The organism is Runella salmonicolor (assembly GCF_024158025.1).
GTDB lineage: Bacteria > Bacteroidota > Bacteroidia > Cytophagales > Spirosomataceae > Runella > Runella salmonicolor.
In genome coordinates this window covers 56740-73680 of sequence record NZ_JAMZEL010000007.1, presented here as the reverse complement: position 1 = coordinate 73680, position 16941 = coordinate 56740, and the positions used below count along the sequence as shown (strand labels likewise).

Sequence of the window (16941 nt, the reverse complement as noted above, 5' to 3'; positions counted from 1 at the left end):
GGGAAATTTATCATGACAACATTATGGCCAAAAACTTGGACGGGTGGTATTTCCGCCCTTGGTGCGACAATCTCCGCAGCCAGGGTCACCAGTGATGTACTCAGGAACCCGGGCACCGTCGGCCCAGTATTCCGTAAGTAGAAAGCTTTGGGCTTTGATGGCATCAGCAATGCTCAGGGTATCGAGTGGTTGGCACGACTGAGGTCTCCCCAGAGCGGGCGACAAAAAAATGCGTTTTTCTTGCGGTACGCCTGCGCTAAAAAAACCGAAAACAAGCTCCTGTGAGTTGGTGGTGCATTTAATGTTTCCAGTGATTTGAGACGGCTGTGAGTCAAATAATCCGCCTGTTGTTTCGGTGGTTTTGGCGAGGGCGTTCCAATATTCATAGCCTTCCTGCGTCAATCCGAATTGCTTAACGATGATGCTATATTTGACGAGCAACTTGCCCGACGAGGCGGGAATGTAGGTGATGGGCGCATCCCGAATCACATCTTGGGTGAGTTTGATGGTAGAGCCAAGCAAAATTGTGGAAGGAGTTTCGGTACGCCAGCAGGTATTAATGTTTTGAACGCGGTCAATGATGGCATTGTTTTTTATTTCAAAAAGCGAATAAAGTGGCATGTTGTACTCCCAAGTTTCTTCAAATTTCCAGCGATAAAAACGCGTTTTGTTTAGTGGATCGTGGGTGTTGATATTGATTTGGAGCGAGCTTCGGTCGGCCGCTATTTTGTACGTAATGCTATCAATCGGCGGCGTTTGTTTAGGCGTTGTAAAGTCAGAAAGGAATTCTTTTTTACCCGTAGTTTTAACCCTGATTCGAAAATTTTCATTGAGGTTAAAAGTTCTGGGAGCCAATCGATAAAGCCCTTTGCCGATTTCGGTAAAGAGAAAAGTGCTGCCTTTGTCGCCCTCCACAATCACTTGGGCGCGTAGCTCGGGCGTGAAGGAGTTTTTATTGGACACCAATTGGGTGTAGGTCAACGTAATGCGGCTGCTGTCTTTGCCGCCCGTGTTCAGAAATCCATCGATGACCAAAAAACGGTCGGCCGCCGTAACTTCAGGTGGGGTAAATGGCAAAACACAGCCGTTCAACATCACCAGACTGACAACCACTGCGATAAGAGATAAGAGGGTTTTCATAAGTATCAATAACGATGTGGGCTAAAATCTAAAATTGTACGTAACGGTCGGAATCGGTTGCCCAAAAATGGACAGCATGTAGCCTTTTACGACGCCGTTTTGACTTCTAAAATAAACGGAAGAGGGATTTTTACGGCCCAACACGTTGAAGATGGCAAAGGTCCAAGAGCTGTGCGCCAGCTTTTTGATTTTGTGATTTCCTTCAATATTCATCGAGAAATCAACGCGGTAGTAATCAGGAATTCTGAATTGGTTGCGGTCGGCGTAGTAAATACGCGGCACGCCTTCCAAAATGTATTTGCCGATGGGCGGGGTATAAGGTCGGCCGCTGCTGTAGGTAAAATTGAACGAAAGACTGAACCGGTGCGAAAACTTATAATTGCTGACCAGCGTAAAATCGTGCGGTTTGTCGTAATTGCTCGGATAATAATTGCCCTTGTTGGGCGCGTCGGAAGAGGTGCGGTCGTTGGCGCGCAACAGTGAGCGGGCGTATGTATAGCTTACCCAACCGTTGAGCTTTCCCGTTAGTTTTTTCAGCATCACTTCGATTCCGTAGGCTTTTCCCGTGGTTGAAATCACGGCGGTTTCAACACGATGGTTCAGAATAAGCGAGTCTCCGCCTTTGTAGTCCAGAAAATTCTGAATGTTTTTATAATAGGCTTCGACCGAAAGTTCCAATTTGTTGCCCCGCAAATTGCGGTACACACCTGCGGCCAATTGACTGCCCAGTTGCGGTTTAATGTACGAATCACTCAATTTCCAGATGTCGGTCGGTGACATCACCATCGTGTTTGTCAGCAAATGAATGTACTGACGCGTGGTGTTGTAACTGACTTTGACCGAAGTACTGTTATTAACCAAATACCGCGCCGAAACCCGGTATTCGGGTCCTTGGTAGGTTTTGATGTTTTGGCCTGCGGTATAGGTTTGGCTACCGTCGCTGTAAATCTTTTCAATCGGGAGGCCGGGCGTATAGGTGTAGACTGTTTTGGGGCCAAGGTAATTGAACAACGAAAAACGAATCCCGCCGCTCAAAGAAAGTCGGGCATTTACGTCAAATCGGTCTTCTAGGTACACGGCACTTTCGATGGCTTGCTCGGATTCCATCACGTCTGGAATCAGCAGCGACTCGGGATGTGATGGCCGCAACGAGCCAGGGTATAGTTTGTAATAAACCGTGTTGACCCCAAAATCCAACGTATGCTGACGGTGCAAGAAATACGTAAAGTCGGCTTTGGCGGTGGATTGGCTGATGTCAAATTTTAAATCAAACGCGGCGGTGGGTACACGTTGGCTGCCGATGTCGTATTGATAGCGGCTGTAGGCAGTCGTAAAAACGCTGTAAAACTTAGGATTAAACGTATGTTTCCATTTCAACGAAGCCAATTGATTTTGGTACGAATAGGCCGTGTCGCCAAAAAAGCGGAACTTATCTTTACTCAAATAACCCATCAGCGAAAGGCTGTTTTTTTCGTTTATTTCGTGGTTAACGTGGAGGTTTACGTCATAAAAAGAGGCCGTACTTTGACTAAACGAAGCATTCTCCAATTTTTTGAGCACCCAATTAGAATACGTAGAGCGTCCGGCCAGAATGAACGAACTTTTCTCCTTTATAATCGGCCCCTCGATGGCAAAACGCCCCGTCAGGAGGCCGATACCGCCAGAGCCGACGAATTTTTTCTTGTTGCCGTCGCGGCTATTGATTTCCAATACCGACGAAAGCCGCCCACCGTATTTGGACGGGATGGTACTTTTGTAGAGTTCTACTTCCTTAATCACGTCGGGGTTGAAGGCGGAAAAGAACCCAAACAAATGCGAAGGATTGTAGACCACGGCGTCGTTGAAAAGAATGAGGTTTTGGTCGGTGGATCCCCCGCGAACGTTGAGCCCTACGCTACTTTCGCTGACCGCTTTTACGCCGGGCAAAGTAAGCACGGTGCGTAGCAAATCGGTTTCGCCAAACGCCGTCGGTACCTGTTTCATGGTTTTGATGTTGAGCTTCACCTGCCCCATCTGAGTTCCTGCGATGTTGACATCGCGGCCTGCGGTGATAGAAACTTCTTTCAAGGCCGTCACGCTTTCCTGCATTTCGATGTCTAGCTTGCCGTCGCCATACAACACAATGCGCCGGTAGGTATCACGCATTCCAATGCTTTTGATTTTCAGCGTTTGCTTTCCGCGCGGAATGGTCAGCGAAAATAACCCTAGTGCGTCGGTAGAAACCCCCACTGAAGGCGATTCAATATAGACCGCCGCGCCGATGACAGGCTCGCCCGTCACGGCATTCCGGACGTAGCCCGAAACCGTCGATTTGCCTTCAGTGATGCGTTGTCGTTGGGCGCCGATATTGTACAGTTTGCTCTCGGCGGTCGATAGCAGTTTGTCTTGTTCTTCTGAAGTGGGCGCTACGTATTGGTTTTGCTCCGACTCTTTGTTGGGCGTATTCAAGTTAAACAAGTCGTCGGAGAGTTGCGTAATGATTGGTTGCCCCGACGTCACAAACACCCGTTGTTGGTTATCAATTGAAAACTTAAACTCGGTGTCTTTAAATACCTGAACCAACACCGATACCAACGTTTGGTCTTTGGCTTGCAGGGTGATTTTGAGGCTGTCGAGCTGCGAGGCATCGTAGTAAAAATAGTGTCCAGTTTGTGCTTCGGCTTCTTTGACAAATTGGCCAAACCGCGCCTCGTTTAAATCCACGGTTAGACGTTTTTCTGCCTTTGTTTGGGCCAACAAAGCGGAAAATGTGAGCGTGAAAAGGAGGGTTGTAAAGAGTAAAGAGTGTTTCATGGGCGTAGCTTATCATACTGAGTGGCCATCTGTACCAGCGCCTGTTCACGGGCTTTTCGGAAATTGATTCGGTCTTCACGGAGCGCTTTTCGGAGCGCAATTTTACGGTCGTTGTAGAGATTGAGGGCGGCTTTTTTGGAGCGAATGAGGTGATATACTCCGTCTTTTTTGATGTAAAAAAAGTTTTTTGGAGGAAAATAAACCGTGACTTTATTGTTCTCAATCTGCTCTTGTCGTTCTTTTATGCGCCGGGCAAGCACTTGCGTTTCTCCGTCGTACAAGAGCTGATAAAACCCCGTAGGTACTTCTATCCCTTTTTCTTCATTTTTCTCTATTCTGATAAAATGATTTTCAGCGACCGAAAAATGGCGGATTCGTTCGCTTTGCAACTGCACCAGTCCCGAGCGTTCTGGATGCCGGGCCACTACGTAGCCTTTTACAATGTCATAAAGCAGGGAAACATTCTCAAACAACTGCCCGTCGTAGTGCACGGAGCCTTTTTGCCAATCTTCGACCTGAAAAAACTGGTGCTCTTTTGAGCGGCTGTCATAAATATGATAGCGGGGGCCGTTGTATAAATGGGGCGAATAAATCGTTGCCGCTTGATAAAGGGCCAATGGTGCGTTTGCCGCATTTTTAGCAACGGTGCTTGTATCTGCGCCTTGACCTCGACCCAACAAACTTATCCAAAGAGAGGCGGTAAGAAGGAATAAAGATTTTTGCATGTGGTGTGAATAATGCAGTTTTAACAAAAACAGAAAGTACTTTGATGGTATATTTTACTCCTTTGATTATCACGGTTTTAAGAGGTGCAAAAGTATTCTTGACAACACTCCTGTAAAGAATACTTTTGCCTTTTTAACTTATCACTGACGCCCTTGGCAAATACAGCGAATAGCCCCGAAACTGCGGGTTTCGGCGTGCCATTCAAATGCGGCATTGTAGCGATTGTTTTCCCAAAAAAACTTCTGTCGAGGGCGGTTATAATTGCCCGTTTCAGTCATGGTTTCAGCATCGTATAAGCGTCCGTTTACCATTACGTATTTTATGCTTTCACTGTTGCGAAGATTTTCCAACGGATTTTTATCAAGCACCAGCAAATCAGCTAATTTGCCAACTTCTAGCGAGCCAATTTCTTTGTCCAAGCCCAAGGTTTTAGCAGGGCCGATGGTGGCTTGTTTGAGTGCTTGCAGATTAGATATGCCGCCCTGACCCAGCATCCAGAGTTCCCAGTGCGCACCTAAGCCTTGCAGCTGACCGTGTGCCCCCAAATGAACGCTGACGCCCGTATCGGTTAGTTTTTTTGCCGTTTGTGAATTGCCAAAGTGACCAAAATCGTCGTCGGGGAGCATTTCGCGGCGGCGCGAACGGCTGTCGATAATTGAGCGGGGAGTGAAGCGCAGCAAACGTGATTGCTCCCATACGTTGGTTTTTTGGTACCAATAATATTCACCCGAAACACTGCCGAAACTCACAATCAGCGTGGGCGTGTAGCCCGTTTTGCTGTTACTCCACAAAGATACCACATCTTTATAAACGGGGTCAACGGGAATATTGTGCTCAATGGTGGTGTGACCGTCCATAATCATGGTCATGTTGTGGTTGAAGAATGACCCACCTTCTGGAACGACCAACATGCCCAGTTCGCGGGCGGCCTGAATGATTTGCTGGCGTTGATTGCGACGCGGTTGGTTATAGCTTTTGACCGAAAATGCCCCCACTGCTTTCATCCGACGTAAATGCGAGCGGGCGTCGTCGAGGCTATTCACCACGGCTTTAAAATCGCCGTCTGCTCCGTACAAAATAGTTCCTGTGGAGTATATACGTGGCCCAATCATCCGCCCCGATTTCACCATCTCCGATTGACTGAAGACCATTTCGGTGTTGGAAGAGGGGTCGTGAACGGTGGTGACTCCGTAAGCCAAATTGGCAAAATATGACCATTGCTGTTGCGCCGATTTTTCGTTGCCTGTGCCGATGTGCGCGTGGGCATCAATGATTCCGGGCATCAGGGTTTTTCCCGTAGCGTCAATGACTTTTGCTTCAGCGGGAATTTTGACCTTGCCCGCCGCACCGACGGCCACAATTTTGTTGCCTTCAACAACCAGTGTTCCGTTTTTAATTACTTCCAACTGCCCTTGGGCGTTTTCTTTCATGGTCAGAATGGTACCCCCCTTAAAAGCGACCATGCCTTTGGGGACATCGGTTGGTAGCGTGAGCCCAATCGTAATGCCCGTTGAATCAATAGCGGGCAGTTTTTCGGGCGCACCTTCTACAAACAAAAAGCTTTGTTGTACCGAGCGTGTGAAATAATCAGGGCCGATTGTCCAGTGTAGTTTTTGGCTATCGTTGGACCAATGCAAATAATCGCCAGCGTCGCGCGTGACTTTATAAACGGGAAAGGCTTTGGTGTTTCCTGACAAATCAACGGCTTTGCCCGTGGCGGGGAAGGCAGCGATGTACAAATGAAATAATTCCTGAAACGCAATCCACTTATTATCGGGGCTAGGAACAAACTTGGTGGCGTATTGGGAGCTAAAATGGGTTTGCTCGTCGGTATTGCTGAGGGTTACGCTTTTAAAGGATTTGGTTTGCCCATCTTCCAGAAAGAAAATGCGGTCGCCAGTGGCGTTGAAGAGTGGCTCTTCGCCGCTGTCGCGGAGCAAGGTTCCTTCGCCGCCCGTGGCGGGCATGAGGTATAATCCGGGTTCTTTGCCGAAGGCATAGCCCATGTAGCCGTTGCCCGTTCCTTTTCGATAAACGATTTTGGTGCCGTCGGGCGAGAACGCAGGTGTTTGGTAAAAGCCTTTTTCGGTCGTCAGGGTTTCAACGGAATTGTTGGTCAGATTCAACTTTCGGATGCTGCCCGTCAACGAGTCATTCCAAGTGGTGTAAAGTAAAAACTTCCCGTCGGGGCTGAATGTCGGCTCATATTCAAATACATCGGTGGCGGCAGTGAGGCGCTCGGGCGTGCCGTTGGGCAATGTTTTTTTGTAGAGATAGCCCGCCGCGTGAAAAATCAAGGTTTTTTCGTCGGGAGAGGTCCGGGCGTGGCGAATCATTTTAGATTGGAACGTCGGTGTAAAGACATTTTGCGGAAAACGAACCGCTTCCTGAACCGTCAGAGTGGCATTGACCGTAAACGGAATTTCGGTGGCTTTGGCGCTGGCAACGTTTACCCGAAATAATTTACCTTTGGCCCAAATGACAATGTCTTTGCTATCGGGTGTCCAGTCGTAGTTGGGATAAAGACCCATGATGGCCCAGGCTTCCTGTTGGTCTTTGTTGAGTTGGTCAAAAACGGGAAATTCTTCGCCCGTTTTTAAGTCATGTATATACAGCACCGACTTGGTGCGCACCCGGCGCACAAACGCCAGTTGCTTGCCGTCGGGCGAAATCTGCGGCCGCACCGCACCGCCGGGGCCCGTCACGATATTTTTTAGCGCGCCTGTTTGGCGGTCAAAACGACGAACGACGTAAATCTGTCCGTTGGGGTCTTTGTTGTACTGAAAAAAAGGGCCCTGGCTCATGTCTTCGCTGAAATACACGTAGCGACCGTCGGGTGAAACACAGGGTTCGCCCGCGTCTTGTTGGTCATTTTTGCGTTTGGTCAACTGCAATCCCGCCGTACCGCCGCTGGCGTGATACATCCACATTTCGCCCGCCCCCAATGAGCGCGACGCCGTAAAGTGCTTACGTGCAATTAGGTATTGCCCGTCGGGCGTCCAAACGGCATTGTTGAGCAATCGAAAATCTTCGTTGGAAATTTGTTTCAAATCTGAGCCATCGCGTTTCATGGTCCAGATATTGTCGCCGCCGCCTCGGTCGCTCGTAAATGATATGCGCTTGCCATCGGGGCTGTAGCGTGGCTGGATTTCTAGCGGCAATCCGCCCGAGAGTAGCTTAGCTTCGCCGCCGCTGATGGGTAGCGTATAGAGGTCACCGAGTAGGTCAAAGACGATTTCCTTGCCGTCGGGACTGACGTCGAGGTTCATCCATGTGCCTTCATTGGTGGTAAATTTTACTTCTTTAGAAGGGCCTTGGGGTTTGGATACGTCCCAGGTTTCTTTGGGTTTTTGGGCCAGGGCCTGACAAACGGCCAAAGCTGCCGCAAGGGCGAGGGTAGCGTTTTTTTTCAAGGGAAAAGGGGCTTGGAATGATGAAATGTATGCTAAAGATGAGCTAACCAAAGTTTTCCAAAAATAACGTTAATGTATCGTAATGGCAAGCGAGACGACGTAATGGCTTAAACTACTTCTTTTCTCCCCATTTGTTGCGCAATCATACTGCCCACCAGCAATTGTAGCGCATGATAAATCATCAGTGGCAGCAACGCCACCCCCAGTGTGACGGGGTTGGGAAACAGCACTTTGCCCATTACGGCACCCTGAACTAGCGATTTCTTAGAACCACAAAACAACACCGTGATGGTATCTGGGCGGTTGAAGCCAAACCAACGACTGACCAAAAACATGATTCCGAACATGACCGCAAAAAACAATAACATCCACAGGCCCAGCGCTACGATTTCACCGAAGGATTGGTTGCTGAACATGTTGTTGGCAAACGATTCGCAAAAAGAAGTGTAGACAATCAACAAAATAATAACTTGGTCAAACATCCGCAGCGTGCCGTTGTAGCGCTCGGTCCATTTGCCCCATTTTTTGTGCAGGAAAAAACCGAGGATAACAGGTAATAAAACTTCTAAACATAGGCGAAGGATGATGGACGAGATGTCAAAATTGGCGTCCTGTTTTTCCAGTAACTGGCTCATCCACAGTGGTGTAATAAAAATGCCAATGATGCTGGAAATACTGGCGTTGAAAATAGCGGCGGGGAGGTTGCCGCCCGCAATCGCCACCATCACCACCGAAGAAGAAACCGTGGATGGGAGCGTGGCTAAATAAAAAATACCCAACCACGTCAACGAAGAAGTATCAACGTTGAAGGCTTCTCCAATGCCAAGAATAATGAATGGAAACAAAACAAAGGTGGTCAGTTGAATCACCAAATGAAGTTTCCAATTGCTCAAACCACTTTTTAGTTTTTCAGGATTGAGTTTCAGGCCGTAAAAAAAGAAGATAATAGAGACGCCATATTCGGCGATGTCGGGTAAGTGTAAGGGGCTTTGTTCGGTGCCGAAAGAGGGAAAAAAATAGGCCAATGCTATCATTCCAAGCAACGCGAAGAAAAATCCGTTGATGCCGACTTTTGCCAATAACTGAATCATTCGTATTCTATTTATCAATCGGTACAAAGTTAATCCGATAACGCAAATAAGTATGAATGAACCTTTAGAATGGGAAGAATCAGTGAAAACAATCGGAGATTACGTAATAATAGGTCACTTTTAGCGAATTAGTGTTCAAAAACCAACTTTTTGTCCCAATAAATACATCGAACAAAAACAATTTTTTAGTGAAAAAATTATATTTTTGTTGTAAACCCTAAATTTTTATAAACGATGAAAACAACGGCAACTTCTAACGGGTCGGAGCTGAAAACGGTCATAGATTATTTTTATCAATGGGAAAAGACACAACCCAATAAGGTTTTTTTGCGCCAGCCTTTTGGTAAAAAATTCAAAGACTTTACGTGGGCTGAAACGGGAGAGCAGGTGAGGCGATTGGCTGGCTACCTTGTTTCGTTGGGGTTAGATCCACAAAGCAACATCGGTCTGGTTTCAAAAAACTGTGCGGAATGGATTATTGCCGACCTCGCCATCATGATGGCTGGGCATGTTTCGGTGCCGTTTTATCCCACCCTCACGAGCGACCAGTTAAACCAAGTATTAACCCATAGCGGTTGTCGGGTGCTTTTTGTTGGAAAACTCGATAATTGGCAGGGAATGAAAAAGGGTGTTCCCGCAGGCGTCAGCTGTATTTCTTTCCCCACGTACAATCCTGACCCTGAACATATAAAGTGGGATGATATTCTTGTTTACAGCAAACCGATGACTGAGTCGCCCCGACCGAAGTTGGAGGATTTATTCTCCATTGTATATACCTCTGGAACCACAGGTAACCCCAAAGGAGTAATGCTTACGTACAAAGCGATGGCCAAGGTCATGCACGTCACCCAAGATATGATGCTCTATCATTTGCCCGAGACCCGTTTTTTTTCGTATTTACCACTATGCCATATTGCCGAGCGGAATGTGGTGGCAGTAACGGCGGTGGGTACAGGAGGGACTATTTACTTTGCAGAGTCATTGGATACTTTTGCGGCCAATCTGGCTGCTGCACAGCCTACGCACTTTTTTGCGGTTCCACGCATCTGGACCAAATTCCAATTGGGAATTTTGGCAAAAATGCCCCAGAAAAAGCTCGATATGTTGCTCAAAATCCCTATTCTGAGTGGTATTGTCAAGAAAAAAATCCGTAAGGGGTTGGGCCTCAATGACGCGAAATTTATTTTGACGGCGGCGGCTCCGATGCCAGTGTCATTGATTACGTGGTTTCGCCGCCTAGGAATAAAAATTCAGGAAGCCTACGGAATGACCGAAAACATGGGAGCGGTATGTATGGCCCCCGCCGATGCGCCCAAGGATGGAACGGTAGGAAAGCTGTATCCAGGGGTAGAAGTAAAAATAATGCCCGATACGGGCGAAATCCTGACGCGCGCTGAATGGAACATGTTAGGCTATTATAAAGAACCCCAAATGACTTCGGAAACCATCGACGAAGAAGGGTGGATTCATACGGGTGATGTGGGCGAAATTGACAGTGAAGGTTACATCAAAATTACGGGCCGGGTAAAAGAAATGTACAAAACTTCTAAAGGTGAATACGTGGCACCGTCGCAGATAGAATTTGGATTTGCAGACAATAAGCTGATTGAACAAATTTGCGTAGTAGGCCAAAGTTTACCGCAGCCCATTGCACTGGTGGTTTTGTCCGAAATTGCCCGGTCCGTTGAACGCGACGCCGTCGCCCAAAGTCTAGCTGCTACACTTTCAGATGTGAATCCCAAACTTAAGTCTTACGAGCGCGTCCAAAAAATTGTTGTAATGAAAGAAGCTTGGACAGTCGATAACAATATGCTGACACCCACCATGAAAACCAAACGCAATGTGATTGAAAAAACCTACGGCCAAATGATGGAGCCTTGGTACGAAGGAAAAGAGAATGTTATTTGGGAATAATGGGTGTACTGGTGTGAATGGCGTGATTTTGCCCTTTAAAGGCATAGTCCTGAACGTATTTTTTATAATGGGTTATCGTTCTCAAATGCATTGAGTTGCAGGTAGAAAGAAACCAGAAGAGGTGAGGAGATAAGGACTTTTTTGTGGTATGTCGAATTATCTCAAGCAAGGATGTTGCCTTTTTGCTATTTTTAAGGCAAAAAAACGACACCATGTCTAAACCCCAAGGACTCCTTACTATTGACCAACTACGCGAAGCTGTAGACCAACAAACCATTGAAACCATTATTGTAGCCTTTACTGACCATTACGGGCGGCTCGTCGGAAAACGTTTCGACGCTGATTTTTTTGTCGATGATATTTATAAGCATGGCACCCACGGCTGCAATTACCTCCTCACCACCGATATGGCCATGGACCCAGTACCAGGGTTTTCGTTTGCCAATTGGGAACTCGGCTACGGTGATTTTCATCTTGTGCCCGATCTTTCTACGCTGCGGGTAGCGGCGTGGCTTGACCGCACCGCGATGATTATATGCGATGTTAAAAACGAAAAATCGCACCAATACGTTGATATAGCGCCCCGTTCTATCCTGAGAAAACAGCTTGATAAAGCCGCTCAACACGGGTTTGACGTGCTGGCTGCTTCTGAGCTGGAATATTATTTGTTTGAAAACAGTTTTCGTGAAGCGCACGAAACGGGCTTTGCCCAGCTGCGCCCGGTAGGCTGGTACATCGAAGATTACCATATTTTGCAAGGTACCCGTACCGAGCCGTTCAACGCGGCGGCGCGGCGTTATTTGAAGCAATCGGGCGTGCCCGTTGAAAACTCCAAAGGAGAGTGGGGCTTGGGCCAACATGAGCTCAATGTACGCTATGCCGAAATACTGGACATGGCCGATCGCCACGTAGTGTACAAACAATGCCTAAAAGAAGTAGCCGATGCCATGGGTTGGAGCATTACGTTTATGGCCAAATTTGCCGCCGACCGCGCAGGTTCTAGTTGCCACATTCACATCAGTTTGTGGAAAGATGGCGAAACCGCCTTTGCAGGCAACAATACGCTGGGACCCGTGCAATGCTCAGATACATTCCGTTGGTTTTTAGGTGGTTGTATTGCCCACGCTCCTGATGTTATGGTATTTTATGCCCCAACCATCAACTCCTACAAGCGTTATGTAGACGGTTCGTGGGCCCCTACGCGTCTGGCGTGGAGTTATGACAATCGCACCGCTGGTTTTCGGGTAGTAGGTCAAGGTAAAAGCCTACGGATTGAGTGCCGGATTCCAGGGGCAGACTGTAATCCTTATCTAGCTTTTGCGGGATTGCTGGCGTGTGGATTGGAAGGAATTGAAAAGCAAATTGAACCACCAGCCATTTTTGAGGGTGATATCTATGCCGCGGCGCATTTGCCGAGGGTTCCGTACACCTTGGCCGAGTCCATTGCGATTTTCTCAAATAGCGAGTTTGCCAAGCGGAGTTTTGGGCCTGAAGTAGTGGAGCATTACACGCATTTTTATAAAACAGAGCAGGCGGCCTACAATGCATCCGTGACGGACTGGGAGCGGAAACGGTATTTTGAACAGATTTAAGGGGTTAGAAATAGTTGCTAAGTGAATTTTTAAATTTTTTCTTGAAATAATTCATTTAATCAATTTATCTACTACTTTTGCAACGATTATTTCTAAACCTCTACTACAAATACTTAAAAAGCCTTCTGCATCGCGCAGAAGGTTTTTTTATTTTTACGCAGAAAATAACTTTCGCTGCTTTTCTTGCGTTGTATTCTACGTAATATTGCACATCATTCATTAATCAACTCTTTTTCGCAAAATGACAACTAAATTTCTCCGCAATGCATTTGCAATAGCATTGGCCGCAGGTTCGTTGCAGGCTATGGCACAATTTACGCAGGCTCCACTTCCGTACGCATCCGATGCACTTGAGCCAAATATTGACAAGACTACCATGGAAATCCATTATGGTCGCCACCATAAAGCCTATATCGACAACTTGAACAAGGCCGTGGCGGGTAAACCAGAAGAAAAATTGACTCCTGATGCGCTCGTAAAAGGAATTACGAAAGAAACCGCTCCCGCAGTGCGCAACAACGGTGGAGGACATTGGAATCACACCTTCTTTTGGAGCATCATGGGTCCTGGCAAAGGCGGTGCGCCCAAAGGAGCATTGGCTGATGCCATTACCAAAGATTTTGGTTCATTGGACGAGTTCAAAAAGAAATTTAAAGAAGCAGGTACTACCCGTTTTGGTTCGGGATGGGCGTGGTTGATTGTAAAAGACAAAAAATTGGTGGTCACCTCTACGCCAAACCAAGACAATCCATTGATGCCCGTAGCGGATGTACAAGGTGCGCCGATTTTGGGCGTTGATGTGTGGGAGCACGCATATTACCTCAAGTACCAAAACAAACGTCCCGATTATCTAGACGCTTTTTGGAATGTAGTAAATTGGGACAAAGTAGCCGAATTGTATGCGGCAGCAATGAAGTAAAAACTTGATTTTGTCCGTTATAAAAAAAAAAGAGAAGGCCCTGCGGCCCTCTCTTTTTTTTTTATAGTTGGTTAAGTAATCTATTCTTTAGTAGGCACTTGAGTGCTAGTGTTGTCATTGGTTGGGGGCAGGGCCTCCAAGGCAGATTCGGGTGTTTCTTCTTCCAACGTTGAAGTAGGCTCGGTGACATCTTGTGTTGAGATTACCTCCGTTTCTGATGCGGGTGTTTCGGTTTCGCCTTCGGATGCAACGATTGATGGAACCTCAGCGATTTCATCCGTTTTCGGAGCCTCTTCAATCTCTTCGTGCTCATCCAAACGCGGGAAAAAAGTGCCCTGGAACATCAAAATGATACAAACACCGATGAAAATACAGGCGTCAGCAAAGTTGAAAATAGGCGTTGTGTAGTATTGACCACCCCAAACAGGAACCCAATCGGGTACAAACCCTTCCCAAAAATCAATGAACACCATGTCAATGACCTGTCCGTGGAACCACGGAGTAGGAGAGCCGTAAGGGGCATTATCAATGAGTACTCCGTAAAAAATACTGTCAATCAAGTTGCCGATGGCTCCCGCCAAAATCATGGCCATAGCCCAGAGGAGTCCGTTGGAGGCTCCTTTTTGGGCAAGACGCAACATATAGCCAGCAATAAAAATCATGGCTCCTAGCCTGAATACCGTCAGAAACAACTTGCCGTATTCGTGGTCAATTTGCATCCCAAACGCCATGCCCGGGTTGGTTACATAATACAGCTTGAACCAATCTCCGATGAGTCTGATTTGCCCAGCAAATCCCGGAGACATATACTGGTGTACGAGCAATTTTGAAGCTTGATCTACACCGATAAGCAACAGGGCGAACAAAAAGAATTTGAGAGGGCCTTTGGGGGATTGAGTCATGGAATGGGGATTAATGAACAACTTTCATGGTGTGGCGACGACCCACTTCACGTTTGATAAGCAAAAACTCGCGGCTGCTTTGTCCCGCAATGGATTTATTTTCTTCGGCACGACGGAACAAATACGGCATAACCGTCTCAACGGGGCCATAAGGCACGTATTTGGCTACGTTATAGCCTGCATTGGCCAAGTTGTAGGAAATATTGTCACTCATTCCGAGCAACTGCGCAAACCATACGTGTGGGTCGTTGTGCGGAATGTTGAGTTTTTGCATTAATTCGATACAGTAAAAACAACTGCTTTCGTTATGGGTTCCCAAACAAATAGAAATCACGTCACGGTTTTCGAGGGCAAACAAAATGGATTTGTTGTAGTCGGAGTCGGTGTCTTCTTTGGTAGCGTGGATGGGGTCTTGGTATTCGCTTTCGTAAGCGCGTTGGCGTTCTTTTTCGAAATAGGCACCTCTTACCAATTTAGCTCCTAAATAATACCCTTCTACTTTTGCTTCGTGAGTGGCTTTTTTCAAATTTTCCAGCATATCGCGGCGGTACATCTGAAATGTATTGTAGACGATGGGCTTTTTGGTGTTGTATTTTTGCATTGCCTTGTACGCCAGTTGGTCAATTACGTCCTGAATCCAGCTTTCTTCAGCATCGACAAAAATTTTAACATCTAGGTCATGGGCTTTTTGGCATAATTGGTCCACGCGTACTTTGAGGCGTTCAAAAGCGGCCTGCTCGTTGGAAGTAAGGGGCTCTCCTGCCTGAATTTTCTCCATCAGAGGGGTTGAACCAATTCCAGTTACCTTAAAAACTGAAAACGGAATCCCTTCGGTTTGGCTCGCTTTTTCGATAGTTAGCAGAATTTCGCTAGCAGTTTTATCAAAACTCTGCTCATTGTCTTCCCCCTCAACAGAATAATCTAAAATTGTCCCAATTTTAGATTTTGCCAAATTATCTATGGTTTTGTTGCACTCCTTGATGTCTTCACCTCCACAAAATTGGCCAAATAAAGTTGCTTTTATGAGGTTTTTGACGGGAAGTCGTAACAAAAGCGCGAGTTTTATAAAAAAAGTTCCTAATTTTACAAGCCAAGGTTGATTCATTAATGCAAATAGCCAGTAAGTTTTCTTTAACTGGAAATTTGACTTTGATGAGAATGCAACCGAAGTGTCATCAAATGAAACCCCTACTTGGGGGGAAGCAACACTTATAGACATAATTTTAACGTGCGTTTGTTGTTATAACAATAAAACAAATGCAAAATTACAAAAGTTGTCCTTAGCTATCAAATTGTTAATATCAGATTGTTGTACTTAATTAATTTTTTTAATTTTTCTCGATTATGAGTGCCACCTTAGAAATTTTACCGATGAGTTCGTGGGTTGATACGGGAGGGAAACCCCTCGTCATTGCAGGCCCATGCAGTGCCGAAACAGAAGAGCAGGTTTGGGAAACCGCGACCCAGATTAAAGCGTTAGGATATGCTAACGTACTGCGCGCGGGCGTGTGGAAACCGCGTACCCGTCCAGGAAGCTTTGAAGGAATGGGCGAGGCTGCGTTGCCTTGGCTTGCTGCCGTAAAAAAAGAAACTGGTTTGCCGATTGCCGTTGAAGTAGCTACTCCTCAGCACGTTGAACTGGCCCTTAAATACGGAATCGATATTTTATGGATTGGAGCCCGTACCACCGTTAACCCGTTCAATGTGCAAGATTTGGCGGATGCGTTGCAAGGGGTAGATGTGCCTGTGTTGATCAAAAACCCAGTCAATCCAGATTTGGCATTGTGGATTGGAGCATTTGAGCGTATTAACCGTGCAGGCATCAAAAAACTCGGGGCCATTCACCGTGGTTTTTCGAATGCGCAGGAAACAAAATACCGCAACTCTCCCATGTGGAATATTGCCATCGAACTCAAAACGATGTTTCCGGAGTTGCCGATGATCGGTGACCCTAGCCACATGGCCGGAAAACGTGCGTATTTGTTCGAAATCGCCCAACGGGCGTTAGATTTAAACTACGATGGTCTCATCATTGAGTCACACTGCAACCCAGACAAAGCGTGGTCGGATGCGGCTCAACAATTGACGCCAGCTGCTTTGGGCGAAATGTTGCACGAACTGCACGTTCGTAAGCCTGAGTACGGCACAGATTATATCAATCAGTTGGAACAACTGCGCAGTAAACTCGATAATCTTGACCGTGAATTGTTAGAGATTTTGGGCACGCGTATGTCGTTGGTGGAACAATTGGGTGAATACAAGCGTGATAACAACGTGGCCGTTTTACAAATGGATCGTTGGAGACAACTTCGTAAAAACCGCGCCGATTTGGGTAAACAAATGAATTTGTACCCTGATTTTGTGGAAGAGTTGTTTGAATTGATTCACATGGCTTCTATCCGTAAGCAAACAGAAGTAATGAACACTACGCCAGCTGCTTAATTTCAGCTT

General features: G+C 46.7%; 11 protein-coding genes. 4 read left to right on the top strand and 7 right to left on the bottom strand.

Annotation, left to right across the window (positions count from 1 at the left end):
- Positions 1 to 21: 21 nt before the first annotated feature.
- From NCI00_RS17050 to NCI00_RS17030, 5 genes are all read right to left on the bottom strand, one after another.
- Positions 22 to 1140, bottom strand: a complete 1119-nt coding sequence (locus NCI00_RS17050; protein ID WP_253529486.1) for a DUF4249 domain-containing protein — start codon at positions 1138 to 1140, stop codon at positions 22 to 24.
- 21 nt (positions 1141 to 1161) lie between these two features.
- Positions 1162 to 3933: a TonB-dependent receptor gene (locus NCI00_RS17045; protein WP_253529483.1), complete on the bottom strand. Its 2772-nt coding sequence runs from the start codon at positions 3931 to 3933 to the stop codon at positions 1162 to 1164.
- Positions 3930 to 4658, bottom strand: coding sequence for a hypothetical protein (locus NCI00_RS17040; RefSeq protein ID WP_253529480.1), 729 nt, complete (start codon positions 4656 to 4658; stop codon positions 3930 to 3932). Before NCI00_RS17040 ends, NCI00_RS17045 begins: the two co-directional genes overlap by 4 nt.
- 141 nt (positions 4659 to 4799) lie before the next feature.
- Complete coding sequence (locus NCI00_RS17035) at positions 4800 to 8072, bottom strand: amidohydrolase family protein (protein WP_253529477.1); 3273 nt, start codon at positions 8070 to 8072, stop codon at positions 4800 to 4802.
- 107 nt (positions 8073 to 8179) lie between these two features.
- Positions 8180 to 9163: a bile acid:sodium symporter family protein gene (locus NCI00_RS17030; protein WP_253529475.1), complete on the bottom strand. Its 984-nt coding sequence runs from the start codon at positions 9161 to 9163 to the stop codon at positions 8180 to 8182.
- Positions 9164 to 9397: 234 nt separating this feature from the next.
- On the opposite strand from NCI00_RS17030, the gene NCI00_RS17025 reads away from it, so the two are divergent.
- The 3 genes from NCI00_RS17025 to NCI00_RS17015 all read left to right on the top strand — a co-directional run bounded on the left by NCI00_RS17025 (position 9398) and on the right by NCI00_RS17015 (position 13588).
- Complete coding sequence (locus NCI00_RS17025; RefSeq protein ID WP_253529473.1) at positions 9398 to 11077, top strand: AMP-binding protein; 1680 nt, start codon at positions 9398 to 9400, stop codon at positions 11075 to 11077.
- Positions 11078 to 11289: 212 nt separating this feature from the next.
- Entirely contained in the window at positions 11290 to 12669 is a 1380-nt protein-coding gene (locus NCI00_RS17020; RefSeq protein ID WP_206023248.1) for a glutamine synthetase family protein, read from the top strand.
- Positions 12670 to 12910: 241 nt separating this feature from the next.
- Complete coding sequence (locus NCI00_RS17015; RefSeq protein WP_114461750.1) at positions 12911 to 13588, top strand: superoxide dismutase; 678 nt, start codon at positions 12911 to 12913, stop codon at positions 13586 to 13588.
- An 80-nt stretch (positions 13589 to 13668) separates the two neighbouring features.
- Here the strand turns inward: NCI00_RS17015 and NCI00_RS17010 are convergent, their stop codons facing one another.
- Entirely contained in the window at positions 13669 to 14490 is an 822-nt protein-coding gene (locus NCI00_RS17010) for a lipoprotein signal peptidase (RefSeq protein WP_253529471.1), read from the bottom strand.
- A 10-nt stretch (positions 14491 to 14500) separates the two neighbouring features.
- The gene (locus tag NCI00_RS17005) at positions 14501 to 15709 is read right to left on the bottom strand and encodes a proline dehydrogenase family protein (RefSeq protein WP_253529469.1); all 1209 of its coding nucleotides are present in this window, start codon (positions 15707 to 15709) and stop codon (positions 14501 to 14503) included.
- 125 nt (positions 15710 to 15834) lie between these two features.
- Between NCI00_RS17005 and NCI00_RS17000 the strand changes: the two genes are divergently transcribed.
- Complete coding sequence (locus NCI00_RS17000; protein ID WP_114461747.1) at positions 15835 to 16932, top strand: chorismate mutase; 1098 nt, start codon at positions 15835 to 15837, stop codon at positions 16930 to 16932.
- The last annotated feature ends 9 nt before the right edge of the window (positions 16933 to 16941 follow it).

Excerpts from the sequence above, each read along its gene's own strand:
- NCI00_RS17050 (WP_253529486.1), bottom strand. The coding sequence starts at position 1,140 with ATGAAAACCCTCTTATCTCTTATCGCAGTGGTTGTCAGTCTGGTGATG.
- NCI00_RS17045 (WP_253529483.1), bottom strand. The coding sequence starts at position 3,933 with ATGAAACACTCTTTACTCTTTACAACCCTCCTTTTCACGCTCACATTT.
- NCI00_RS17040 (WP_253529480.1), bottom strand. The coding sequence starts at position 4,658 with ATGCAAAAATCTTTATTCCTTCTTACCGCCTCTCTTTGGATAAGTTTG.
- NCI00_RS17030 (WP_253529475.1), bottom strand. The coding sequence starts at position 9,163 with ATGATTCAGTTATTGGCAAAAGTCGGCATCAACGGATTTTTCTTCGCG.
- NCI00_RS17025 (WP_253529473.1), top strand. The coding sequence starts at position 9,398 with ATGAAAACAACGGCAACTTCTAACGGGTCGGAGCTGAAAACGGTCATA.
- NCI00_RS17020 (WP_206023248.1), top strand. The coding sequence starts at position 11,290 with ATGTCTAAACCCCAAGGACTCCTTACTATTGACCAACTACGCGAAGCT.
- NCI00_RS17015 (WP_114461750.1), top strand. The coding sequence starts at position 12,911 with ATGACAACTAAATTTCTCCGCAATGCATTTGCAATAGCATTGGCCGCA.
- NCI00_RS17010 (WP_253529471.1), bottom strand. The coding sequence starts at position 14,490 with ATGACTCAATCCCCCAAAGGCCCTCTCAAATTCTTTTTGTTCGCCCTG.
- NCI00_RS17005 (WP_253529469.1), bottom strand. The coding sequence starts at position 15,709 with ATGTCTATAAGTGTTGCTTCCCCCCAAGTAGGGGTTTCATTTGATGAC.
- NCI00_RS17000 (WP_114461747.1), top strand. The coding sequence starts at position 15,835 with ATGAGTGCCACCTTAGAAATTTTACCGATGAGTTCGTGGGTTGATACG.